Origin of the sequence: Olivibacter domesticus (assembly GCF_900109575.1) — a bacterium.
Taxonomy (GTDB): Bacteria; Bacteroidota; Bacteroidia; order Sphingobacteriales; family Sphingobacteriaceae; genus Olivibacter; species Olivibacter domesticus.
Genome location: NZ_FOAF01000001.1, coordinates 1,769,824 through 1,795,853 on the forward strand (window position 1 = coordinate 1,769,824; position 26,030 = coordinate 1,795,853).

A 26,030-nucleotide genomic window follows, 5' to 3' on the forward strand; every position below is an offset into this window, starting at 1 on the left:
AACAACAATATAAAACTAAATAAACAAGATATCAAAGAAGTTTTGCTTTTATCCTTTTCTTCCCTAATTTTGGATACAATAGCTTAAAGTAACATAAAAATGTTTAAGATCAAAACATAGTGATGCAATATTTTGTTAGCTTTAGCATAATTGGAAACTGATTTAAATAGTAAAAACCTTAAAAAATAAAACTTTGCAATCTAATTTACCACATTTACAATCTATATTTACGGCCGACTGTGTGATATTTGGTTTTAGTGAAGGAGAACTAAAAGTTCTACTTATTGAAAGGAACGAATATCCATTTAAAGAATGGTGGGGCTTACCTGGTTTTTTTGTAGAACATAACGAAACTATAGATGATGCTGTAAAGCGTATACTTCTTGAACACACTGGTTTGAAAGGCATCTATATGGAGCAGCTTTATACTTTTGGGGATCTTCAACGACATCCGCAGGGCCGTATAATTACTGTTGCTTATTATGCTATGTTAAGACTAGAAGCGATTGGCAATAACCTTAAGCCATCAACCGATTATGTGAGAAAGGCACAATGGCATCCATTAAACCACCTACCTGATTTAGCATTCGACCATAAGAACATCATCGAGAAGAGTATCGAAAAAATTAGAAGGAAGGTGAGCCACAGCCCAATTGCCTTTGAATTATTACCTGAAAAGTTTACCTTAACACAGCTTCAGCAATTGTATGAGGCCATTTGGGATAAGAAACTCGACAAGCGTAATTTTAGGAAAAAGATGCTTAAATACAATATATTAAAGGAGTTGGATGAAAAGCAAAAAGGAGTTTCATATAGAGCGGCTAAACTCTACAAGTTTGATAAACGTAAATACAATAAGATCTTTAAAAACGAGTTAAATTTCTCAAAATAAAAAAGGGGCTGTATCATAAATAGTTGATACAGCCCCTTTTTATTCAAAACGGAAATTACACGTCAATTCGTTCTTGATGAAATTTAACTAAATCATCAATAGGTGAACGCACTATCCGTCCAAATTCCATATGGAATTCATGTGCTACTTCTTCCAAGACATTTCTAAAGTTATAAGCTACTGAGCCTATACAATTAAAAGAATATTTTTGATACTCTGGATAATGAACAACTAAATTTTTAAAGAAATCTTCAAACGACGTTTTTACTATTCCACGAGAATACTCCATATTGATCATAATATCATAAACAAATTTACTAAAACTTGCACAAAATCTATTTGCCAATGGTTTTGTATAAACAGCATCCATTACATCATCTGGAGTTAATTTAAAGGTATCCCAAAAAACTTCTCTTACATCGCTTGGCATATAACCACGCACATAATCGGTAAGTAGTTTTTTCCCTATATAACATCCACTACCTTCATCTCCTAAAATATATGCTGCAGAATCAATATTCTGAACAATATCTTTCCCGTCATATATACAGGTGTTGGTGCCCGTGCCTAGTATTGCAGCAAAACCAGCCTTATCTTTCAATAAAGCCCTAGCAGCCGCTAATAAATCATGTCCGACAAAAACCTCCGATTCTTTAAAGACTTGTTTGATAGCCATTGCTACTATGGCTGCCTTTTCATCGTTGTGAACTCCTGCACCATAATAATTTACTTCTTTTACTTCACTGAAAGGTAAGTCCTTCGGCAGACCTTTTTTTAGGGAACTTACGATGTAATCACTTGAAACAAAATAAGGATTGTATCCCTCAGTGTTAAAATAGATTTTTTTACCGGAGTCATTAATCAGGCACCAATTAGTTTTGGTCGAACCGCCATCTGCAATAATGATCATGTTATTGGTTTTAGTTAAATATTGATTTATATCTCTTTCATTAAAATTCTTGTGTCATTACATAATTCAAAATAGTAATGCTGAAAATTGTGGCACAAAATACATGTTTCGATATATTAATACAAATAAATAAAGAAAAATAAGTGAATTATTTTTTTGTACTGATTGATAAATCAGTCTAAAAACCATTATATTAAACATAATAAGACGGTTTTTATTGATTTAAAAAAGATACTTTCTATAGTGTACTTTTTACAATTAGTATTCATGATTTTAAAGAAATCATTTCTTTAGTTCCGAAGGTAAACGTACCTTTGTAATTAAAAACGTAAAACAATGTTTACAGGCATCATAGAGACTATAGGTAAGGTCAAAAATATAGAAAAAGAAAATTCTAATCTTCATTTTACAATTGAGTCATCTATATCTGATTCGCTAAAAGTAGATCAAAGCGTATCTCATAACGGCGTATGTTTGACAGTAACTGCTTCTGCCGATGGTGAACATACGGTTACAGCCATTCAGGAAACTCTTACAAAAACCAACCTTGACACAATACAGATTGGTAATGTATTAAATCTTGAAAGATGTACTTTAGTTGGAAGCAGATTGGATGGACATATTGTACAAGGTCATGTAGATCAAATAGCCACTTGCACTTCAATTAAAGATGTTAATGGAAGTTGGTTATTCACGTTTCAATATGATTCAAATTTGGGAAACGTCACTGTTGAAAAAGGATCAATCGCAGTAAACGGAATAAGTCTGACAGTTGTTGACTCAGGAATTAATACTTTTTCGGTTGCCATCATCCCTTACACCTATGAAAATACTTCCATGCGTACCGTTAAAGTAGGCGATAATGTGAATTTAGAGTTTGACATAATTGGCAAATATGTTGCTAGGTTGCTGTCAACAACAAATTAATCATTACAATTTGTTACCTAGCTCTAACATTCGCTGTTTCACAAACTTAATGTACAGTTTATTTTCCTGTCCTTTTGGATTTTCTCGTAGATAACGCTGATAATATTTTTTGGCGGTTTTTACTTGCTTGAGTTTATAGTCATATAGCAGCCCCAGGCTGTAGAATGTGATGGGTAAAACCTTGAATTGTAAGCTATTTCTATAGTCACGAGAAGCGTAGTGGTATTGCCCCGCCTTTTCATGTAATGTAGCTTTTTCAAAATAATAATTTGCCACATTGGGGGAAATAGCTGCTTCAAGTGTCTTTTCAAAATAATTAAGAGCCTGCTTTGTTAATTGAAGCTTAGCATTGCTCATGGCCATATAATATAATTGGGCTTCTTTTAACTCGCCCCTACTTTCTAATGTATTTAGTAAATCTTTACATTTAACATAATTCTTATCAAAATAGTAGGATGGTGCAAGTAGATTTAAAACCATGTCGGAACTATCTCCGGCTTCTAGCAAAATTTCTCCCAATTCAATGGTACTCTTAAACTTCTGTAAGCCATACAGTGCCTGCGCTTTCGCCTTGAGTAATAATATATTTTTAGGATCATTGATTAAAGCAATTGATAAGATAGAATCGGCGCTGCTATATTGCTTTAATGACAAATTAAGCACCGCTAAGTCATAAGCAATATCTATATTTTTAGGGTTTATTCGATTGGCACTCGATAGATAGTTATGAGATACTTCTAGCTCTCCATTTGTTTGTGCAATAGCTGAAAGTGCTCGATAGCTTGAAAGATGTGCACTGTCTAATGCAAGTATTTGTAAGTAATATCCCTTGGCTTCCCTATAATCACCTCGTTGAAAATTGATACTAGCCAAATTTGACAAAACGCCAATGGATCTTCTATCTTTTTCTAACCATTTCTTGTAATATTTCTCAGCTTCGACGTAGTTACTCGCCATCTTATTGCTGAAAGCCAGCCCTTCTAATATTTTGATGTCAGCCGTGTCCTGATTATAAAATTTTGCTAGATAGTCCGCTGCATCTCCAAATTTTTGTGATTGATAAAGCACTATTAGGTGTTTTTCATTAGGCTTTTGATCTTGACAGTAGCTTGTCGTTATAGATAACAGACAAAACACCTTAGCTATTAATAACAGTTTATATCTTATCATATTCCTTTACTTCAATAAAATCTACATAACACATCAAATATAACTAAAAAAACATCCACTACAACTAATTTATTAGTTAATATTAAAAAAACTAAGCTTTAATTGATTATATTAGCATATAGACATATATCACTAATATTATTGGATAAAATAATCCATAAATTCAGCAATTTATTCATTTTAAAAAGCCATTAGCAACACGTACTTTGCTATCTAACTTAACAGATTATGAACGAAATCCATCAATACATTCCAAATCTTGATGATATAAGAACAGTATCGCAGGAACAAGTAGACGAATTCCAAAAGAACGGCCATACGATTACACTCGGGCTTTTATCAACAGATGAAGCAGTAGCATACCAAAAGATTATTAGCGGGGCTGCAGATAAGTTTAACCAAGAGAAACGTAAGTTAAATGAGAGAGATACTTACGGAAAGGCATTTTTACAAATCATGAACTTATGGCGTGTAAATGAGCAGGTAAAACGTTTCGTATTAGCTAAGCGCTTTGCCAGCATTGCTGCTGCTTTGCTACAAGTAGAAAATGTACGGTTGTATCATGATCAAGCATTGTTCAAAGAGCCAGGGGGCGGGCCAACTCCTTGGCATCAAGACCAGAATTATTGGCCGCTTGACACAGAAAAGACGGTGACTATGTGGATGCCGCTAGTGGACATCCCGAACCCGGATATGGGAATGCTTACTTTCGCTTCTGGATCACATCTTAAAGGCAATGTTTTTGATTTTGTTATTTCTGATGAATCAGATGACGCATTTGATCAGTATGTAAGGGATCATCGTCTTCCTATTGTACGACCATCAGCAATGAAGGCAGGCGACGCCACATGGCATACCGGATACACCATTCATAATGCACCCGGCAATAATTATAATGCCATGCGTGAAGTCATGACCGTAATTTATTTTGCTGATGGCGCTAAAATTTCTGCGCCTAAACATAAGTATCAAGAGAATGACTTAAAGCAATGGCTTGGAAGCAAGGAGCCCGGAAGTTTGGCTGATTCTGATTTGAACCCGTTATTGCTTTAATAAATGATTTAATTTATCAATTAATGAAAAAAATTGCAGCTACCCTTCTTTGGCTTTTTTTGTTATCAGTTTTAACGAATACCAAAAGCCACGCGCAGCAAAAAGAGGTAAAAGATGAGGTAATTTATCATGTATTTCAACGTAGCTTCTATGATAGTAATGGAGATTCGCATGGTGATTTAAATGGCTTAAAAGAGAAGCTAAACTATCTACAGAACTTAGGTGTTACTTCTATACTAATGACTCCTCTTTACGAATCTGTTTATTATCATAATTATTATGCAATTGATTTTAAAAAAATAGATCCGAAATATGGTACCCTTGCGGATTATCTAAATTTAGTAAAAGAAGTTCACAAACGGGGAATGAAAATTTACATGGATATGGAGACCCAATATGTTACCGAGGATCATTTATGGTGGCGTGATTCTTTTGGTAATCCGGGCTCTGCATATAGTAACTATATCCTCTATGACGATTCAGCTCAACTTAAACCCTCATCTATTGTTTTCAACCTAACGGAACTACTTGGTTACGATGGTACTACGAGGAAAATAACTACAGTAAACCTCAACAATAAAGAAGTACAGAATTATAACTTACAGTTATTTAAATATTGGCTAGATCCGAATGGAGATGGCAACTTCGACGATGGTGTCGATGGGTTCAGGCTTGATCATATGATGGATGATTTAGACAATAAAGGTATTTTAATAAACTTGTTCAAAACCTTCTGGGTTCCACTATTAACGAATCTTAAGTCGGTTAACCCACATATTAAATTTATGGCTGAACAAGCAGATTGGCTCTCCTATGGAATCGACTACCTTAAACAAGGTGGTGTGGATGCTGTTTTTGCGTTTAGAATACAACAGGCTGTTCGCACATTGGATAAGAAAAAAATCGAAGCTTTCGCTGATACTACATTTAGTAATACACCAAAAGGCAAGGAACAAATTATGTTTATAGAAAACCATGATATTCCTCGGTTTGCAACTGTTGTTAAGGAAAATCCCGGAAAGCTGCGCGTTGGCGCTGCGATTAATTTGCTCATTGGTGGTATACCCTCTATTTACTATGGTCAAGAAATAGGTATGTTAGGGAATGCTCAATTTGGAAAATATGGTAAAATAATTACAGATGCAAATGAAATACCTTCTCGTGAGGCTTTCGAATGGTATAAGGAGATTAACGGACGGGGCATGGCCTTCTGGTATAAAGGGACAGGACCGTGGTGGGACGAATCAAATGTAAAACCAAACGATGGTATTTCCTTTGAAGAGCAAGAACAAGACAAACGTTCGTTATGGAATTTTTATAAATCTTTATTAGTTCTTAGAAAGAGAAATCACGCTTTGATAAATGGCGACTATATGAGCTTTCCAAATTCAAATAGTCAAGTAATATCCTTTATACGTGCTTCGGAAGATGGCCATGCGCTGGTAGTAGTAAATCTATCTGATCAAGCGCAGCATGTTCGCTTGAACTTTTCGTCTGTCAATAAACAGTTAGTTGTTAATCAACTGGAAAACTTGTTTGGTGGAATGAAAGGCAATAGCGTTAATGAAAATGAAATAACACTGCAATTAAAGAACTATGACGTACAGGTATTTAAATTCTAAGATGCATGATTTATTTGTTCAACAAATTTAGTTCTATAATTCAGCGGGCTTATATGCATACGGTGTTTAAATTGCCTATAAAAATGAGACACATCGCTAAATCCGCTTTCGAATGCAATTTCAGAAATCGCTTTATCTGTCTGAATTAATTGATTAGTCGCATAATTTAAACGGTAATTTATTACTGTTTCTATGAACGTTTTTCTCGTTGTTTTTTTGAAATACTTACAAAATGCATTGGGGGTCATATGCGCTATGGAAGAGGCCTCCTGCAGAGACAGCTGCTTTCTGAAGTTTTCAACTATATACGCCATTACTTGGTTGATTCTATGCTGATCATTACTGGCGACACGGTTAATAGAATCGCTCGAAGCTAGTATCGTGAAGTCCTGCATAGATGACAATTGCTCCAATATTTCTAAAAAGGTTATAATTCCTTTCAAGCCGTTTGTTGTTTTAAGCTTAAATAAATGTTTTTTTATCACATTGTTTAATCTGCCATGGAAACTTATTCCATGAGACGCTTTCATCAATAATCTTTTTATTTCCGATAATTCGGCTTTTTCCATAAAATCCGCGCTTATCGAATTCATGGTAAACTGTAGGACTGTAGCTCTTGCCGCTTCGTTTTCTGTCACATAAGTATCTAATTTCCAACAATGAGGTAAATTTGGACCTAACAACACCAGATCACCTTTTTTAAAATCAGACATATGGCTCCCCACATAGCGCTTTCCAATACCGGCGGTTATATATGTTAATTCATATTCTGGATGGTAATGATAAGGTGCATCAAACGCTTCTTTACCGAATTCCCGTAATAAGAAGGTGCCATTACTTTGCTGCAATACTTCTACTGAGGCCTTTAACATAATTGGTTTTTTAGTTCACATTCAAAGATAAAACATCTCCAATGGATAAAAAAGTCCATTAACAAATTAATTTTAACCACCTTGGTATGAAAACAATTGGCGTAATTTGAGCGTAACGAGACCAATATATCTTATGAAGAAGACAAGCAACTTAAGCAGGTTGTTACCTGATTCTTTTATCACCGACTAAAGCACGTCTATGTTAATTTAAACTATCTAATAAATATGTCGATTTACAGTAAGGCCGCCATTACAAATGGACAAGGTACCTTCTCAATAGAAACCATAGAAATAGGTGATCCTGCACCGGATGAAATAATTGTCCGTATGAAAGCAGCTGGAGTATGTCACACAGATTTCGATTCTTTAAATTGGGGAACTCCCTTGGTGCTAGGCCATGAGGGGGCAGGTATTGTTGAAAAAGTGGGACAGGCTATCAATAACTTTTCTATTGGCGACAAGGTAATACTTAATTGGGCCATCCCATGCGGTCATTGTTATCAATGTGCCGAAGGAAATTTACATATATGTGAGAACCATTCACCTGTTTGCGGACCACCAGGTTTCCAGTCGTCTGGCCATGCTTTACCTTTCAATACGCTATGGCAAAATAAACCAATAGCGAGATCCTTCCACTTAGGCACTTTGTCTGAATATGTCATCGTAAAGGAGGCAGCTGTTGTAAAAAACGACTCTATAAATATGTCATTTGCTGCAGCAAGTATAATAGGCTGTGGGATTATGACCGGCTACGGTTCTGTTGTAAATGCCGCTAAGGTCAAACCAGCCTCTTCTGTTGTGGTATTAGGTACAGGAGGTGTAGGCCTGAGCGTCGTTCAAAGCGCTAAAATAGCAGGGGCTGCGATGATTATTGCAATAGATGTAAATGAAAACAGGTTGAATTTGGCTAAAAGGTTCGGCGCGACACATACTCTCTTAACGAATAAGGATGATAAGGGGCTCCTCAAAGCTGCTCTTGAAGTTAAGAAGATGACCGGCAACAGGGGTGCCGACTATGCCTTTGAATGCACAGCTGTCCCTGAACTTGGGGCGGCCCCATTGGCGATGGTGCGCAATGCAGGCACTGCTGTACAAGTAAGCGGGATTGAGCAATCCATTACTTTTGATATGAATCTATTTGAATGGGATAAAATTTATATTAATCCGCTTTATGGGAAATGCAAACCTCATATTGATTTCCCAAAGATTATGCAACTCTATGATTCGGGACAATTACTATTGGAAGAATTAATCTCTCGAACTTATTCGATAGAAAACTTATCGCAAGCATTTAAGGATATGCTAACAGGAAAAAATGCCAAAGGTGTAATTATTTTCAATTAAATATATGTCGTCTTTCAGAACAATTGAAATATCTAACCCATTGTTTGAACAAGCAAACCTTCGTTTTGTAACGGTTAAATCGTCCAATTTAAAGGGTAGAGGGGATATCTCTGTATTTATACCGCCGAAAACAGAGCAATCTGAAAATTTACCGCTTGTATTACTTCTTCATGGTGTGTATGGCAGTGCTTGGAGTTGGCCTCTCGGAGCTGGCGTTCACTTGCAAGCGCTAAAGATGATTCAAGAAAGTCTATTACCCAATATGATAATAGCCATGCCATCCGATGGCTTATGGGGAGACGGATCGGCTTTCTTATCACACCATAAAAGAAATTTTGAGCGATGGATTGTTGATGATGTTCCCAAGGTACTCACCGAGGTCATACCACAGGTAAGTGATATTTCTCCGCTTTTCATTGGTGGATTATCTATGGGCGGGTACGGAGCGCTGCGCTTAGCCTGTTTATATCCCAACCGCTTTAAAGGTGTATCTGCACATTCTTCGATAACAGCATTTGAGCAAATGCGATTATTTGTAGAAGAAGATCTTAAAAAGTTCAATGTTACCGCCGCGCAATATCCAAATATTATTGATGCCATGGTCCTTAATAAGGATAAACTTCCCCCCATTCGGTTTGACTGCGGAAAAGCAGATTTACTTATTGCTGATAACAGAGAATTACACAATCGGATGCTTCAATATAATATCCATCACCAATATTTTGAATATCCAGGAGGACACGAATGGCCATACTGGACGCAGCATATCGAAAAATCGTTGCTTTTTTTTGCCGCGCTCTTATAGTAGAAAATTATGTTCATGAGATCTTATAAAAAAACGAAACCAAACCTTTCTTTGCTCCAATTATGGAATATGAGCTTTGGCTTTTTTGGAATACAGTTTGGTTTTGCGTTACAAACCGGAAATGCCTCTCGCATTTTACAAACTTTTGGCGCTAATATAGAGCATCTTTCATTGTTCTGGCTCGCAGCGCCTTTGGGGGGAATGCTCATACAGCCGCTAATAGGATACTATAGTGATCGCACATGGACACGTTTAGGCAGGAGGCGACCGTATTTTCTTGTTGGAGCATTATTCGCATCTTTGGCAATTGTATTAATGCCCAATGCATCATTGTTTGTTCAATTCTTCCCTCCTCTTCTCATTGGCGCAGGGTTACTTCTTATGATGGATATTTCTATAAATGTGGCGATGGAACCTTTCCGTGCGTTGGTGGCTGACAACCTCCCCTCTTCTCAACATACAATTGGATTCTCCATTCAAACGTTTCTTATCGGTTTGGGAGCAGTGTTAGGCTCATTTCTACCCTATATACTGGCCGAATATTTTGATGTTGCTAAAACAGCTGCGATTGGAACCGTGCCTGATAATGTCATTTATTCTTTTTATGTAGGTGCCTTTCTTTTGCTTTCAACTATATTGTGGACAATTTGTACAACGAAGGAATATACTCCAAACGAGCGGGAACAATTCGTAGAAGGTGGCAAACTTCCAAAACATGAAAGTGTTTTAAGAATATTATCAGATTTTATACATATGCCAAAGGCTATGTTCCAGTTAGGTGTAGTACAATTTTTTTCGTGGTTTGCACTTTTCTCCATGTGGGTTTTCGCTACTCCCGCGATCGCAGAACATATATACAATTTGCCTGCTAATGATACTTCATCAGAAACATATGCTAATGCTGGAAATTGGGTTGGTATTCTTTTTGGTGTCTATAATGGAATAGCTGCTTGTTATGCACTCGTTATACCTAAAATAGCACAGCTAACCAGTAGAAAAATAGCACATGCTATATCTTTATGTGCAGGCGGTATAGGCTTAGTTTCTATATTTTTTATACAAAGCCCAATAGTACTTATATATTCTATGATTGGGGTTGGAATCGCATGGGGTAGCATTTTAGCAACCCCTTATGCTATTTTAGCAAGTTTACTTCCTGCGAATAAAATAGGCGTATACATGGGAATATTCAATTTCTTCATTACCCTGCCGCAGCTCATTAATGGCTTTTTAGGAGGGTATATACTAAAATCATTATTTAACGGAAAGGCCATTTATGCCATCGTCATGGCTGGGATCCTATTCTTTATAAGTGCCATTTCGGTTTTTTTTGTAAATGACGAGCAGCAGAATCATAAATCAGCTAATGTAAAATAAGTTGTCAGTTGGTTTTAACCTTTAAAACTGCGATCGCGGCAAACAACAAGAAAGCACCAGCTAATACAAGAGCGTAAATTGCTTGCCCACCAAAAATATATTTGACCATATAACCGCCAAGCAATCCATTTATAATTTGCGGAAAAGTGATAAAAAAGTTAAAAATCCCCATGTAGACCCCCATCTTTCTTGCTGGTAAGCTTGCCGATAGTATAGCATATGGCATCGATAAGATACTCCCCCATGCCATACCTATACCCACCATTGGCAAAATCAAGAAATAAGCATTCGAAATGAAGAATACAGACATCAACGATACACCACCGCAAACCAAGGAGATAGCATGTGTTTTTTGCTGGCCGTATCGTTTTGCAAGAACAGGTAAAGCAAGTGCATAAATAGCCGACACCGCATTATATATCCCAAACAATACACCTATCCAATTAGCCGCATCAGCGAAACTTGTAGAGGAAGAATCTCCCTGTTTTATTCCGTAAATGTGTTCTGCTACTGCAGGAGTGGTAAACACCCACATAGAGAATAAAGCAAACCAAGAAAAAAACTGCACTAGCCCAAGCTGCTTCATGGCTTTAGGCATATTTTTAAAATCGGAAATAATTGAGGCCAAACCTTTCAACGCCTTTTCTGAAGTTTCTTTTTCTGAAGAAAAAGACGACAATTCATCTGGTGAATACTCTCGCGTACGGATCACTGTCCACATGATGGTTAAAATCAGAACCGTTGCTCCTATATAAAATGAAAAGATTACATTTTCAGGCACATGACCTTTCTCAGCAATTTTTGAAGCCCCAAGAAATTCAGCTAAAATGTAAGGTAACCAAGATCCTGCAACAGCACCGATACCTATTAAAAATGTTTGTATAGAGAAGCCCTTGCTACGCTGACTATTTGGCAGATTATCTGCTACTAAAGCCCGGAAGGGTTCCATTGTTACATTTATGGATGCATCCATTATCATCAACATGCCTGCACCTATCATAAGAGGTGGTAGAACCGTTGTCAACACCGCAGCGTTAGGCATTAAAACCAGTGCTAAGGAAGTTAAAATTGCTCCCGTTAGAAAAAAAGGTCGCCGTCGACCCATTTTTGTCCACGTTCGATCACTGTAGTAACCTATAATTGGCTGAACAATCATACCTGTGAGTGGAGCGGCTAACCAAAACAATGATAGGTGTTCAACGTCAGCACCGAATGTTTGAAGAATACGAGAAGCATTTCCATTTTGTAGCGCGAAACCAATTTGGATCCCAAGAAATCCTAGACTCATATTAATAATTTGTACAGTATTTAAAAGAGGTTTTGGTTTATTGGTCATAATTGATTTCTCGTCTTAAATTTATGAAGATTCTTAATAACGACAACAATTTTAAAGCACTTAGTTTTTACCAATTAAGCTACACTTATACGTTCCTTTTGCTGCCAATTTTATACTTATTCCCTTTAGCACAATGTCCAGTTCTTCATTGGAGTTATTGTCAACCAAAACTTCCTCTTTTGTGACTTTAAAGCGAATTATCTTATTCCTAAATCGGATGTTAAATGCGTATGATATCCATTTTTCTGGAATGAAGGGACTAAAGTGGAGTTTTCCATCACGAACGCGCATACCCGCAAAACCTTCTACAACGGTCATCCAACTTCCAGCCATAGAAGTAATATGCAAGCCATCTTCTGTGTCGTTGTTATAATCATCAAGGTCCAGTCTCGCTGTTCTAAGATAAAATTCATATGCCCGCTTTTCATCTCCAAGCCTAGCGGCGAGAATAGCATGTACACAAGGTGATAAAGAGCTTTCATGAACCGTACGCGCTTCATAGAAGTCATAATTTTTACGAATAACATCCTCACTATAGTTCTCCTCAAAAAAATAAATCCCTTGCAATACATCTGCCTGTTTGATAAAACATGATCGGAGTATGCGGTCCCAACTCCATTTTTGATTCAGCGGTCGTTCAGAGGCCGGTAGGTTTTTTACCAAGATTTGTTCCTTGTCCATATAACCATCCTGCTGTAAGAATATTCCATGCTCTTTATCCTCAGGAAAGTACATATTCTGTATAATATGGTTCCATTTCCCGGTTTCTTCTAAATTAAAGTTCAATTTAATACTAATGTCGCTATACCGATTAGCATTGGATTGTTGAACTAGACCTATAGTGTCTATTGTATATTGCATACACCAAACGGCCATCGTATTAGTGTACCAATTATTATTAACGTTATTTTCGTATTCGTTTGGACCTGTTACCCCTAAAATAACATATTGATTTTTTGCGTCACTCCAACTTACCCGTTGCGACCAAAACCTCGCAATTCCTATCAATACCTCTAATCCGTATTGTTCCAGATAGTTATTATCTCCCGTGTATCTAACATAATTGAAAATAGCATAAGCTATCGCGCCATTACGATGGAGCTCTTCAAAAGTAATTTCCCATTCATTATGGCATTCTGTTCCGTTTATAGTAACCATCGGATATAAAGCTGCGCCATTTGAAAAGCCTAACGCCTGCGCATTTTCATATGCTTTTTCAAGATGCTTGTATCGATAGATCAAAAGGTTTCTGGCCACTTGCTGATCGGCAGTAGCCAAATAAAAAGGTAAACAATAGGCTTCCGTATCCCAATAAGTAACTCCACCATATTTCTCTCCGGTAAAACCCTTAGGCCCGATATTTAGTCGTGCGTCTTCGCCCGTGTACGTTTGGTACAATTGAAAAATATTAAATCGAATAGCTTGTTGGGCGGCTACATCACCTTCAATAAGGATATCACTTTCCTTCCATTTATTTGCCCAGGCCTCGGACTGTTCATATTTAAGATGTTTGAATCCTTTTTTAAAGACACTTTCTAGTATTTTTATTGCATTGCTTTCAAGAAGTTCTTTTGGATGATTTTCCGATGAAAGATTAGCGGCATATTTGTAAATAACTAAAGATTGCCCCTTCTCAAGTTTCACATTACTTTCTTTACTTATGAACTTCTCCCTTTCTATTAGTTGCTCATTTAATTCTGCTTGTTGTTCATCTATATAAATCTCATATTGCATGGCAGTAGTCACCCAAAAAGCGGTTCTTTTTGTTTCAAGTGTTAATACAGCTCCGCTTTTAATATCTTTTTTTGCAACTTCTTTCCAAAACCTCTCGTCATAATTAGCATCTTCATTTCTTACATCCCCGTCGATATAGACACCTAGTTTAACGACTATATTATTATTTAAGGGCCTAATTTCATATCGTAAAGCACCAACCTCATCATCAACAATGCTGCAAAATCGAGTGGCATTTACCTGTATCAACGCACCAGAATCAAATTCGGCCGTAAATGAACGCTTTAAATACCCTTCTTGCATATTTAAGACACGCCGAAATTCACTTACTTTTACAACATTTAAGTCGAGTAATTCTCCGTTAACTTCAATGTTCAATCCTATCCAGTTTGCGGCATTAATTACCTTGTCCGAAAATTCAGGGTAACCATTTTTCCACCATCCCACACGCGTTTTATCAGGATGATATATACCGGCAACATATGATCCCTGCAACATATCACCTGTGTATTTCTCTTCAAAATTGGCACGTTGCCCCATTCTACCGTTACCAATACTAAAAATACTTTCTGAGATTTTGCTTAACGATGGATCGAAGCCTTCTTCGATTATATTCCATTCATCCTTAACAATATAGTCTTTCATTCTTGTAGTTCGTTGCTCGTTTCTTACTATTTATTTGTTACGCTGTGCTTTAATTTTTTAGTCTTCTAACAATTCATTTAAATTATTGATCAGACAATTGGCTCCAGTCAGGCCTGAATATTTACCTATCCCAATAACATACATTCCAGCTGCCCGTGCAGCATCTATACCTGCCTGTGCGTCTTCCAGTACAAGGCATTTAGCCGAATCAATGTTTAAAGATTTCGCGCCTTTAAGAAATACTTCAGGAGCTGGTTTAGAGGCTGTAACCGTATTACCGTCAACTATTACATCAAAAAAGTTAACAATGCCTGTTCTCTCAAGAATAAGGAGTGCGTTCTTGCTCGCCGATCCCAGCGCTATCTTGTAATTGTTTTCTTTTAAACAAGTCAGTAATTCTATTGCTCCCGGTAGCGTGTCTCCAGGTTTCATTTTGTTCACTAGATCTAAGTACCAACTATTTTTTTGATTGGCTAATAGCTCTTGCTCGCGAGCTGTTTTACTAATACCACCCCATGCTAAAATTAATTCAAGTGAGCGAATTCGGCTTACTCCCTTTAACTGCTCATTTTGCTTTTCAGTAAAGTCAAAGCCCAGGGAATTAGCTAATTGTTTCCAGGCTTGGAAATGGAATATTGCAGTATCTACAAGCACTCCATCTAGATCAAAAATTACTCCTTTAACTGTATCAAATACAGGAAATTGTTCTATAAGTAAAATAGGCCTCTTCATATAATATTTGTAATTCTGTCTAAAAAATTTACGCTGTTGTAAAGGGGGCTATTGTAGCTCAAGAACAACTGTTGTTTTTGGTTTAAGTGAAAATTCACGTATGTCAGTATACTGTTTACCACTAATAATATCCAGCGCTTTCTGGCGACCTTTTAAAATCTCCTGGAAACGTTCTGTTTCCAGTTTAATACTTTTATCTTCGGTATTCATAATCACCATAACCGTCTTCTGATCATCATACCTAAAATACACATATATACCACCCTCAGGGACAAATTGCATCATACGGCCTGTTTGTAACACCGCATTGTTCTTTCGATAATTGCCTAATCTTTTCATAAAATTGAACATATCGTTTTCTACATCACTCCTACCTTGAGCGGTGAATTTATTTTGCTCATCTGTATCCCATCCACCAGCAAAATCATCCCGCACTTTTCCATCAGGGTTAGAAAAATTCTTCATTAATATTTCCGCTCCATAGTAAATCTGAGGAATTCCGCGAGTTGTTAACAGCCAAGCCATCGCAGATTTGTATTTATCAATATCTTCTCCTACCACAGAGAAAAATCTACTCATATCATGATTATCTAAAAACACTACGTTTCTCAAAGGATTTTGATATACAAAATCAGTCGCTAACGTGGTGTATAATTTATTTACGCCACCTGTCCAATCCATTTTGTTGTTTAGTGCATCACTAATAGCATACTGAAGTTGAAAATCAGTTACCCCTTGTAGACGTGTATCCAGTTGCTGGTTGATTGTCTTTCCTCCTGTAAAATATGCTTGGTTGGCCACACCATGTACCCAGGTCTCCCCATAATAGGTAAACGAAGGATATTCATTTATCAAAGCCTTCCCCCATTTAGCCATAAAATCTAAATCATTATAAGGATAGGTGTCAATCCTAAAACCATCTACCCCCGCATATTCAATCCACCATATATGGCTTTGTATAATATAATTTTGCACATAGGGATTACTTTCATTCATATCTGGCATAGAAGGAACAAACCAACCATCCGTCATTTTTTTACGATCACTTGTAGAAGCATAGGGATCATAAATCGTTTGATCTTTATAGGTAGTGTTAGTATACCCCTTCCATTGATGAACCCAGTCGGGCATAGGTTTATCTAATATGGTCCAATGATTAAGACCTACGTGATTAGGCACCACATCATGAATAAGTTTCATTTTTCTTTTGTGAAGTTCTGCACCTAACTTTCGATAGTCTTCATTTCTACCGAAACGAGGATCTATCTGATAGTTCTCGGTGTTGGCATAACCGTGATAGGATGCTTGTTCCATATCGTTCGTTAATACAGGTGTCATCCATAAAGCCGTCACACCCAGATCATGCAAATAATCAAGTTTATTGATTACTCCTTGCAGATCCCCTCCGTGTCTGTAATACATGGAGTCACGGTTCACCCCTCTTTCTCGCATTCCTTCTACTACATCATTCTTTGCATTCCCATTTGCAAAACGGTCGGGCATGAGGAGATAAATAAAATCCTGACTATTAACTCCCTGTGCTTTCACTTGATGTTGATCTCTTGATTTTAATTCGTAGCTGTAAGGAGCTAGCTCTTTACCAGCGTTCTCCAATGTAATCTGAAATTTACCGGGTTTAGTGCTTGGCTCAATAACAAGATCTAGAAAGAGATAATTTGGATTTTCCACCTTATTAACTTTTACCAATCTTACACCTGGATAATTTATTTTCACGTCACTATTGGCAATAGCCTTTCCATAAACAATAAGCTGTAGATTAGGGTTATGCATACCGATCCACCAGTTGATGGGCTCAATACGCTTAATTTGAGCATATATATTTGGTAACCAGACTAAACTTAGCAGAAATAAAAGGGTCAACTTCTTCATTAGATCTATGATGTGTTAAAATTATAATATCACTATTGTGTTAGCTAGTTTGCTAGCAGCTCGAACTCAATTGTGTTGTCATTTGTATTAACCGTAATTCTATAATTACCCGCACCAGGCGACTTAAAGTTTCCGCTAGCATCAAGGCTGATCTTCCCACTTCCGGCATCTCCATAAGAGATGTCCCAAGTTGGTGCGGGGGTAATTTTAAATTCTGAATCGGCTTCAGGAAAATTGATTTCTCCAATATAAATGCCATTGCTCATTGCAGACTGCAGTCTTAATGCCGTAACTGGATCCCATCCCTGATAAGCGCCTGGAACATACAGGTAGCTCGCTAATTCATAAGGGCTGGCCGTCAACGTAATCACATTACTGTATAAAGGTGCATTTGGTGCTAAACCAGCATTTAACCGTATATCTACCTTACTTGTATCATGGGGCAAGAAACCTAGGTCAAGAAAGGCCTTGTTTAGTTCTTGAACACTTAATGCCAAAGATTTCGATTTTGTCGTTTTTGTTATCATCCCGGATCTAAAATCATCTCCCGACCTACCTATTTGGATAGTATACGTTAGAATATCTGTACTTACCGAAGGGTCTGACCATTTATAATCAAGTGTATCCCAGCTAAAGTTTACAGCTTCTTCTTCCGCTTCATCTTTAGTTAGACTTACGGTAGTATTAGATGAGACTAGTACAGGAATATTTTTCGCAGTAATAACTACCTTCTGTTCATCTTTTTTACATGAGAACAATGTAATTGATATTACACTTATCATGCTTATCATTTTTATAATCGATTTCATTTTCAAGGTTTTATTGGTTAAACTAATATCCTGCATTCTGAGTCAAATTTGGATTTGAGATGACATCTAATGCTGGCAATGGAAAAATAGTTTTAAAATTTTGAACCCCAGCTCCCGATTGAGTTCCGCCCTTAAAAGGCCATACATAATTGGCATCCGTATATTTTCCAAAACGGATTAAATCAGTTCTACGATAAGCTTCCCAATAAAATTCTCGCGCACGCTCATCAAGAATAAAATCTAAAGAAAGGTTATTGATATTACCGGATGAGTTACCGTAAGCTCGTTCTCGTATTTTATTTACATATTCTAAGGCTGTTGTACTACTTCCCCCTTCGCCGCCTCTTAGTACAGCCTCTGCATAAATTAAATAAGCATCAGCTAAACGAAATAAAGGGAAGTCTACAGAGCATTGTGTGCCGTCATTTGATGGTGCAGGCGCACCATTTACATCTACGTTTCTGAACTTTGTAACGGCCAATCCTTGCGCAAAGGTCGCCACATCATTGATTACCGGGTTTGTGCCAAAGAACATAGCTCTTTTGTCGGTATTACCGGAGATATCGCTGAATTTACCAGGCAAGGTCGATTTACTTCTATTACCTCCCCAACCACCACCTGGAATGCCAAAAGAAGCGGGATTCATCTGACCGTTGGTAGAAGAATTAATCAAAAACGTTGTGCCCCCAAAATTTTGCGTTTTAATCGCATCATAATTGATACTCAAAATGATCTCATCGCGGTTTTGATCATTATCTGCTAAGAATAGATGCCTATAATTGGATTTTAACATATAGCCAGAGTTGATCACCTTACTGGCGTATTCAATTGCCTGTGTATATTTACTATTTCCACTTCCTAAATAAACTTCGGCATTTAAATATAATCTCGCTAATAGCATCCATGATGCTGCCTTGTCTACCCTACCGTACTCATTTTGCTGAGGGTCAGTTAAACCTCCTTCAATCGCCAATAGCTCTGATTCAATGTAATTGAAAAGGTCTGCCCTGCTTATTTGACGCGGTGGTGTTTTACTGATAGGATCTTCTTCTGTAACAAAAGGTGGATTTCCAAAAAGATCCATCAGTACCCAATATTGATAAGCTCTTAAAAACCGTGCTTCTAAACTATACACCCTTATCGCCTCCGCATCTGCACCTTCGATACCGCGACCTGCTAGTTTGTCATCCATACTTTCACGGATGAAATCATTTGCTACCGTAATTTGGTAGAGAGAACGGGCATATAGACCTTGAAGCAGCACATTGTTAGAATTCCAGGTCATAAAATTCAATTCAGGTATACCTGGATCTTGCCATGCACATAGCGCTTCGTCGCTTGCCAATTCCTGGATATTCCAATACAAGCGTAAAAAATCTGAAGTACCCTGATCGATACCGCCAATATCTCCAATTGTAGCGGAAGTACCACCACCGCCAGTCAGCGCAAAGCTTGAATAAACCTTTGCTAGCGATTGCTTATAACCCTGTGGTGTAGTATAAACTACATCTGCTGTTATATCATTGGTTGGTTTTAAATCTAAATCTTTATGGCATGAAGTTAATATTCCTGCTAACAGTGCCATCATTATATATATATTAGATATCCTTTTCATAATTATTTCTTTGGCCTAATTAAAATCCTACATTTAAACCTAAAACAAATGTTCTTGGCCGAGGATAAAATCTGTTATCTATACCCGTTTGAATTTCTGGGTCTATTCCGTGATAGTTGGTAATGGTAAATACATTTTGAACATTGCCTGAAATGGAAAGCTTTGCGGAACTATTGGGTGATAACTTTCCAACATTATAGGTTAACCCTAAATTATCCATCCGCAGGAAAGAGGCATTATACAGGTAATAATCACTTAGCGCATTATTAACAGTAAAGTTGCTATTTAGAAAATCAACAGGCGCGTTATTTACTATACCTACCGGATTTAAAATATTATTTCTATTGGCCATATTTGATGACACATTATCATAAACATAATTACCGATATTGGCTCTCAACACAGTACTCAAGGTCCACTTTTTGTAATGGAGGCTTGTACTAAAACCCATAATATATTTTGGAAGTGGAGATTTGTTGAGCTGTCTATCAAGATCATTGACAATGCCATCGCCGTTAGTATCAGCGTAAACGCCTTCTAATGGCTTACCATTTTCATCATAAACCTGTTTATATAAGCGATAGGTAAACGGGCTATATCCAACAACATGCGCCTGTACATTTTGCCCTGTACCACCCTCAATATATCCTACCTGCGTAAAATAGTTGGGGTTATCAACAGCGGTAAGGTTTGTTACCTCATTGTGATTATAGGTAAAATTAAAGTTTACATCCCAAGAAAAATCTTCTTGTTTTATTGGAATAAGGTTGACATTGAACTCCACACCCCTGTTCTCCATATTGCCTACGTTCGTTAATAGTAAATTACTAAAATTGGTACCTATAGGAATTGGAATAACACTTAATAAATCCTTCGTTTTCTTGTAGTATACATCTATACTACCATTAATACGACCATCTAAAAAACCGTAATCAATACCCCCGTTATAAGTGGTGGTACTTTCCCATCGAATATCTTGATCATAGGCAATAGGTGAATAAGTAGGATAGAATTGGTTTCCAAATTGATATTGTGCTTCATTTACACTTTGATAGTAATTAGCAAGATAAGAATAATTGGCAATCCCATCTTGTTGCCCTGTAACACCATAGCTTAATCTAAGATTTAAGGAAGATAGCGCTTCTGCTTCGGCAAGAAATTCCTCTTTTTTCATCCTCCAGGTGAAACCAGCAGAAGGAAAGAATCCCCACCTGTTATCCGGACTAAAGCGGGAAGAACCATCAGTGCGTGCTGTTCCAGATAGAATGTATTTATCATCCAGCGTATAAATAATTCTTCCATAATATGATATGAGACGGTTTTGTGGTATGTCAAAAGCAAAAGGTGGTGTCGTTAAAACAGACCGATCAGCCCTTAGTGTGGGATAATTATTTGTGGTTGTTTTGTAGTCGTAATAGCCATAACCAGCGGTTATATCAACATTACTTTTTATATCGTCGAAGGTCTTATTATAATTCAAGAAGAACTCCCCAACCTTATTATTGATATCCGTTAGAAATTGTGTAACACGACCTCCAGTAGTGAAATTCATTGCAGCGAATGCCGGAACTTCCGTTCCTCCCTGCCCTCGGGAAATGTCATATCCCAAATTTAGATTTGCATGCAATTCTGGTAAAAAGTGAAAAGAATAATCCAGTTGTAAATTACCAAAACTACGGTTGACTTTACCATGATCCTTTTTAAGATCAATTAAACCGACCGGGTTTCTGGGAGCTAGCGGATGTGGTATAGCACCTTGCATCCACTCGTAATAACCCCCAAATTCATTTTCTTGATTTACAGGTTTTGTTGGATCAAATTGGAGTGCTGCATAAATAGCATCTTGGTTACCAAAATTTGCCTTCTGTAATGACCCTTTTAGATTTAAATCTACTTTTAAATGATTATCAAAAAATTTGGGATTGAGACTAATTGCCGCTGAAGTCCGATTCATATCATCTCTTTTCAGAATGCCTTGCTGGTTTAAATAGCCAAAAGCTACTCGATAAGGAAGTGACTTGTAGCTACCGCCAATGCTTAAATTGTTATCGGTAGCAAAAGCAGTACGAAATATTTCTTTTTGCCAGTCTGTGTTAGCATCCCCAAGCTTCGCTATTAATGAATCCGAACCATTTGCCGTTACATAGTCCCGAAATTGCTGAGGAGATAATACATCGATTGTTCTTCCTACAGTAGCAACTGAATTTTGCGTGCTAAAAGTTATGATAGGTTTACCGGTGGCACCCTTTTTTGTTGTAATTAGAATTACACCGTTAGAAGCTCTCGATCCATAAATTGCCGTGGCATTTGCGTCCTTTAAAACCGTAAATGTTTCAATATCATTGGGGTTTATCAAACTGAGTGGATTAGATGTACCTGGCAAAATATTGTTCCCACTTCCATCTTTAAAGGACGATAAAGGGACTCCATCTATTACTATGAGGGGATCGTTACTTGCATTAAGAGAAGCACCAGCTCTAATACGTATAGTACTTCCCGCACCAGGACGCCCACCCACTGGCGTAATTTGCACACCAGCAGCTTTACCAGAAATAAGTTGATCTGGAGATGTGATTACGCCTTTTTGAAAATCTTTAGATCCTACGGTTGTAACAGATCCGGTTAATTCTCCTTTCTTCTGTGTACCGTAACCGATTACTACCACTTCATCTAATCCTTCAGCACTTGGTTGCAAATATATGACGGCACTTGCTGTACCATTGGAGACTGCTACCGTTTGCTCTTTCGTCTCATACCCTATATAAGAGACGACCAAAGTATAGGTACCGTTGGCTATTGAGCTCATTGAAAAACGGCCTTTATCGTCTGTTCCTACGCTTTCGTTTAATTCTTTGATCAAAACAGAAGCAGCGGGCAACGTTTGATTTTTCTCATCGTATACAATGCCTTGTATACTGCCTGTTTGAGAAAAAGCGAGGGTAGCGATCATTATTAACAATAATGAGAGCACTACACTTTTCATGTAATTTTTCTTCATTGTAAATTGGTTAGCTGTTTGGTTAGAAATATTAATTGGTTATTTTTTATCTTTCATTGTTTAATCAGTGATTCATAGGTTTCGCGTATTAACAGATTATCTCTCTTTTCTTCAGAGCTAAGGTTATGAATATAGTTAGTTGTTAAGTCAGCATCGTTACCGGGAACGTTCCCGAATTATTATTCAGAACTGGGAACGTTCCCGATAATTGATGTAAAAGTATTTCCTTATGGTGATTTTTCCAAGAAAAAAGGTGAAAATATTTCACCGATCTTAGTGTACTACAAACACTTATCTATTGATAAAAGTAGTGGATTTCCGAGGTATTATAATTGATGGAAGATAAATTAATTGCTTTTTGGTAATCACCTCTCTTCTGGATAATGCTTCAAAAAGGACTTCCGCGGCCTTCTCTCCCATTTCGAAAGCTGGTTGTTTAACTGTGCTTAGTGGTGGATTAAGCATATCGGCTATTTCCAGGCAAGAGAAACAAATTAATTTAAAGTCTTCTGGAATGTTTATGCCTTCATTCTGGCATAACCGCAAACTCGCCATAGCGAGGCGCTCAACCGAGGCAAATGCGCCATCGGGTTTTAATCGGTTCATCGCATCTTTTAACGTTGCATAAATCTCATCTTTATCATTTGTACATTCGATAACAAACGTTTCATCATAAGGAACACCAGCATCCTTCAATGCATCACGATATCCTTGCATACGTATTTTGCCAATGGAAATTTTCTTGTTAACCACTAGATAAACGATACGTTTACACCCATTTTCTATTAGGTGTCGAGTTGCAGCGTAGCTGCTATCATAGTCATTTCCAGTTACACACGTTGCATCAACATCTTCATAGCATCGATCAAAAAAAACTAAAGGAACTTTTTTTTCTTTTAACATCGAAAGGTGTGAGTGTTTCAAGCCTTCTCCTGAGGCTGACATTACAACACCCTCAACACGTCCATTGCATAATGCTCGAACAAAAGCAGCTTCTTGGTTCACATCATCTTCTGTTACATAAATAAGTGTATGGTACCCATTGGCGCGAGCCTGCTGCTCAATCCCCTTAATTGCTTGAGAGAAAAAATTGTTACCAAATTCTGGAATAATAATAGCTATTGTTTTACTTTTTGACTCGCGAAGATTACTCGCATAAATATTGGGAGAATAACCTAATGTTTCTGCCATTTGCAGAATACGCTCTTTGGTTTGTGGGTTGATATCATTATTGTTCCTAAAGGCTCTTGAAACAGTAGAAGTAGAAAGCCCCAGCGCTGCTGCTAATTTTTTTATATTTACTTGACTCATACTTCCGTTATTAATATTCAAAGGTAAAGACAAAACAGGATATCCAGAAATTACCCCCGTTTTCACTAATTGCCAAACAAAGCAGTAAAATAATCTGTTGTATACTAAAATCAGTTGAAAAGATCATATGGACAAATTAAAGAAGTTTGACTTGATGGAGAAAATTGTCCGTCAGTTAGAAGATTTAAAAAACAGCCAACAGGCAGTGTTAGAAAAAATAGGTAAAATCGAAGTCGACAACATCGAGTTGGACGACAAAAATTTAGAGAAAGTTTTACCAGAAATTCATCAACGTACTGCGGATAATTTTGATGCCATTGGAGGTTTACTAGATGACTTCACTCAAAAAACAGAAAGTTATGGTGATCAGAACAACATTGATAAACTTCGCGAACAGCAAGAAATCGATAATACTAAGTAATCTAATCCATTAATTCAAGGAGGGTTTAGTTTCCCTCCTTGAAATTAGTTATTAATAACCTGGGTTTTGTGTATAATTCGGATTCCCTAACTGATTAAGTGGAATTGGGAACAACAGATTCTTTGGATCTGATGCCGGTTTTTCTTGCCATTCATCTAAGAATTTTCCGAAACGGATCAAATCAGTTCTTCTGTGTCCTTCCCAGAAAAACTCTCTTCCCAGTTCATCCAATAATAAATCTTCATTTAACTCTGTAAATGCTGTAGCACTTCTTTTGGTTCGCACTTGATTAACTAAATTAAGTGCTTCACCAGATTGCCCTAAACGAAGTAAAGCCTCCGCTTTCATAAGCAGTACATCTGAATAGCGATAAAAAACCCAATCATTGTTCAATAAGCTAGTAGAACCATTTGCATAGTCGATAGGGTATTTAATTACACGTATACCTGCCACTTCCAAATGATTCTGATCTCGTTCAATAATACTTACCTCAGGCGTAAATGCTAACGGGTTCCCCCTACGGTCTGTCAAATTTTCACCATTTTGGTTCACTTGCTGACCCACTAGAAAACCGACACGAACCCCGCTTACACTAGTGACACCAGGGTATTCCCCACCTCTACGGACATCGCTTTCCTCAAATTTGTTATAAAAATCTGATAGCGTACAAAATCCGTTATTTCCTGAAGGGTTCTGATTATAGTGTAATGTTGCTACCCACATATTGGTCATCCCGGTTGCAGAACTCTCACCTCCAATGTTTTCACCCGTAAAGATATTCTCTGTAGTAGATTGCCCGTTATTGGGAGCAAAATTCATAAAATAATTATCGGTCAGAGCATATTTACCGCTGTTAATGATTTCATCTGCCAATCTTACAACCTCCTGTAGATCTTCATTGGCAAAGGTGGGCGATTGACGATTCAAAAATGCACCTTTATTTAGATGGATTTTCATCAGTAACATCTTAGCAGCATCTTGTGAGACTCTATCAACCCGCTCAGTGGGTAAATTATCGCTAACTTCATTCAATTCTGAAATTAAGTAGTCGATTTCTTCTTGCGCTTGTCGCACTCTAGGATTTTGCGTTACATTTTCTCCAGGGTCACGATAAGGTACCTGTCCCCAACCGTCCAAGATCGAAAACTCGGCAAAAGCTCGGAGGAAACGAGCCTGAGCTTCCTGAGAAGGTGTTGGACTATATTGTAAAATATCGGTAGCAGCATAACTAACTCCTAGTACATCTTTAAACACGCTGTGAATACGCGTATGATCTGACTGCCATCGATGTAAATGAAGTGCACGCCAAGCACCATTATCATCCCAATCCCCCCCTCTGGTAGGCACCATGGCTTCATCTGTAGGAAATTCCTGAAGCGCCCACCAGCCATAGGGTCCGTAATAAGGATTACGCATGGCTACATAGGTTGCATTCAATAACGCAGGTACATCGTCACTTCCTACCCCGCCCGAACCAACCTGCCCGTGAAGATCTTCTTCTAATTTAGTACATCCAGTAAATGCACTGACTGCAAATAATAGAATTGCTATATTTTTTAATTTCATG

Annotated in this window: 20 protein-coding genes; 8 read left to right on the forward strand and 12 right to left on the reverse strand. The window is 37.4% G+C overall.

Features of this window, described 5'->3' with window-relative positions:
* Positions 1-193: 193 nt before the first annotated feature.
* The gene (locus BMY50_RS07825) at positions 194-892 is read left to right on the forward strand and encodes an NUDIX hydrolase (RefSeq protein ID WP_093321581.1); all 699 of its coding nucleotides are present in this window, start codon (positions 194-196) and stop codon (positions 890-892) included.
* A 55-nt stretch (positions 893-947) separates the two neighbouring features.
* Here the strand turns inward: BMY50_RS07825 and BMY50_RS07830 are convergent, their stop codons facing one another.
* Complete coding sequence (locus BMY50_RS07830) at positions 948-1,802, reverse strand: N-acetylglucosamine kinase (protein WP_093321584.1); 855 nt, start codon at positions 1,800-1,802, stop codon at positions 948-950.
* A gap of 336 nt (positions 1,803-2,138) precedes the next feature.
* Here BMY50_RS07830 and BMY50_RS07835 point away from each other — a divergent pair, with 336 nt between their 5' ends.
* Complete coding sequence (locus tag BMY50_RS07835) at positions 2,139-2,729, forward strand: riboflavin synthase (RefSeq protein WP_093321586.1); 591 nt, start codon at positions 2,139-2,141, stop codon at positions 2,727-2,729.
* Between the two features lie 3 nt (positions 2,730-2,732).
* Here BMY50_RS07835 and BMY50_RS07840 read toward each other — a convergent pair whose 3' ends face one another.
* Entirely contained in the window at positions 2,733-3,899 is a 1,167-nt protein-coding gene (locus BMY50_RS07840) for a tetratricopeptide repeat protein (RefSeq protein ID WP_093321589.1), read from the reverse strand.
* Between the two features lie 228 nt (positions 3,900-4,127).
* On the opposite strand from BMY50_RS07840, the gene BMY50_RS07845 reads away from it, so the two are divergent.
* Positions 4,128-4,952, forward strand: coding sequence for a phytanoyl-CoA dioxygenase family protein (locus BMY50_RS07845; RefSeq protein ID WP_093321593.1), 825 nt, complete (start codon positions 4,128-4,130; stop codon positions 4,950-4,952).
* Positions 4,953-4,975: 23 nt separating this feature from the next.
* Entirely contained in the window at positions 4,976-6,574 is a 1,599-nt protein-coding gene (locus tag BMY50_RS07850; protein ID WP_093321597.1) for an alpha-amylase family glycosyl hydrolase, read from the forward strand.
* Here BMY50_RS07850 and BMY50_RS07855 read toward each other — a convergent pair.
* The gene (locus BMY50_RS07855; protein ID WP_093321602.1) at positions 6,571-7,446 is read right to left on the reverse strand and encodes an AraC family transcriptional regulator; all 876 of its coding nucleotides are present in this window, start codon (positions 7,444-7,446) and stop codon (positions 6,571-6,573) included. The genes BMY50_RS07850 and BMY50_RS07855 overlap by 4 nt on opposite strands.
* Before the next feature lie 225 nt (positions 7,447-7,671).
* Here BMY50_RS07855 and BMY50_RS07860 point away from each other — a divergent pair, with 225 nt between their 5' ends.
* From BMY50_RS07860 to BMY50_RS07870, 3 genes are read left to right on the forward strand one after another with little or no spacing between them, the layout of a single operon-like run.
* Entirely contained in the window at positions 7,672-8,790 is a 1,119-nt protein-coding gene (locus BMY50_RS07860) for an alcohol dehydrogenase catalytic domain-containing protein (RefSeq protein WP_093321606.1), read from the forward strand.
* Positions 8,791-8,794: 4 nt separating this feature from the next.
* Complete coding sequence (locus BMY50_RS07865; protein ID WP_093321611.1) at positions 8,795-9,595, forward strand: alpha/beta hydrolase; 801 nt, start codon at positions 8,795-8,797, stop codon at positions 9,593-9,595.
* Positions 9,596-9,610: 15 nt separating this feature from the next.
* Complete coding sequence (locus BMY50_RS07870) at positions 9,611-10,972, forward strand: MFS transporter (protein ID WP_202907766.1); 1,362 nt, start codon at positions 9,611-9,613, stop codon at positions 10,970-10,972.
* Positions 10,973-10,976: 4 nt separating this feature from the next.
* On the opposite strand, the gene BMY50_RS07875 is transcribed toward BMY50_RS07870, so the two are convergent.
* The 8 genes from BMY50_RS07875 to BMY50_RS07910 form a co-directional block, all read right to left on the reverse strand.
* Positions 10,977-12,260 carry an MFS transporter gene (locus tag BMY50_RS07875; protein ID WP_238383694.1) on the reverse strand — a complete coding sequence of 428 codons (1,284 nt, stop codon included), beginning with the start codon at positions 12,258-12,260 and terminating at the stop codon, positions 10,977-10,979.
* A gap of 108 nt (positions 12,261-12,368) precedes the next feature.
* Positions 12,369-14,687: a family 65 glycosyl hydrolase domain-containing protein gene (locus BMY50_RS07880; RefSeq protein WP_093321617.1), complete on the reverse strand. Its 2,319-nt coding sequence runs from the start codon at positions 14,685-14,687 to the stop codon at positions 12,369-12,371.
* Positions 14,688-14,744: 57 nt separating this feature from the next.
* Positions 14,745-15,419 carry a beta-phosphoglucomutase gene (pgmB, locus tag BMY50_RS07885; protein ID WP_093321620.1) on the reverse strand — a complete coding sequence of 225 codons (675 nt, stop codon included), beginning with the start codon at positions 15,417-15,419 and terminating at the stop codon, positions 14,745-14,747.
* A gap of 48 nt (positions 15,420-15,467) precedes the next feature.
* Positions 15,468-17,309 carry a glycoside hydrolase family 13 protein gene (locus tag BMY50_RS07890; RefSeq protein WP_093321623.1) on the reverse strand — a complete coding sequence of 614 codons (1,842 nt, stop codon included), beginning with the start codon at positions 17,307-17,309 and terminating at the stop codon, positions 15,468-15,470.
* Positions 17,310-17,353: 44 nt separating this feature from the next.
* Positions 17,354-18,091 (reverse strand): SusE domain-containing protein, encoded by a 738-nt coding sequence (locus BMY50_RS07895; RefSeq protein WP_162276557.1) that lies wholly within the window; start codon positions 18,089-18,091, stop codon positions 17,354-17,356.
* Between the two features lie 49 nt (positions 18,092-18,140).
* Positions 18,141-19,733 (reverse strand): RagB/SusD family nutrient uptake outer membrane protein, encoded by a 1,593-nt coding sequence (locus BMY50_RS07900; protein ID WP_093321633.1) that lies wholly within the window; start codon positions 19,731-19,733, stop codon positions 18,141-18,143.
* Between the two features lie 19 nt (positions 19,734-19,752).
* Entirely contained in the window at positions 19,753-22,731 is a 2,979-nt protein-coding gene (locus tag BMY50_RS07905) for a SusC/RagA family TonB-linked outer membrane protein (protein WP_093321638.1), read from the reverse strand.
* 291 nt (positions 22,732-23,022) lie between these two features.
* Positions 23,023-24,042 carry a LacI family DNA-binding transcriptional regulator gene (locus BMY50_RS07910; protein WP_093323684.1) on the reverse strand — a complete coding sequence of 340 codons (1,020 nt, stop codon included), beginning with the start codon at positions 24,040-24,042 and terminating at the stop codon, positions 23,023-23,025.
* 127 nt (positions 24,043-24,169) lie between these two features.
* On the opposite strand from BMY50_RS07910, the gene BMY50_RS07915 reads away from it, so the two are divergent.
* Positions 24,170-24,463, forward strand: a complete 294-nt coding sequence (locus BMY50_RS07915; protein ID WP_093321642.1) for a hypothetical protein — start codon at positions 24,170-24,172, stop codon at positions 24,461-24,463.
* Between the two features lie 51 nt (positions 24,464-24,514).
* On the opposite strand, the gene BMY50_RS07920 is transcribed toward BMY50_RS07915, so the two are convergent.
* Positions 24,515-26,029, reverse strand: a complete 1,515-nt coding sequence (locus tag BMY50_RS07920; RefSeq protein ID WP_093321646.1) for a RagB/SusD family nutrient uptake outer membrane protein — start codon at positions 26,027-26,029, stop codon at positions 24,515-24,517.
* Position 26,030: the final 1 nt, after the last annotated feature.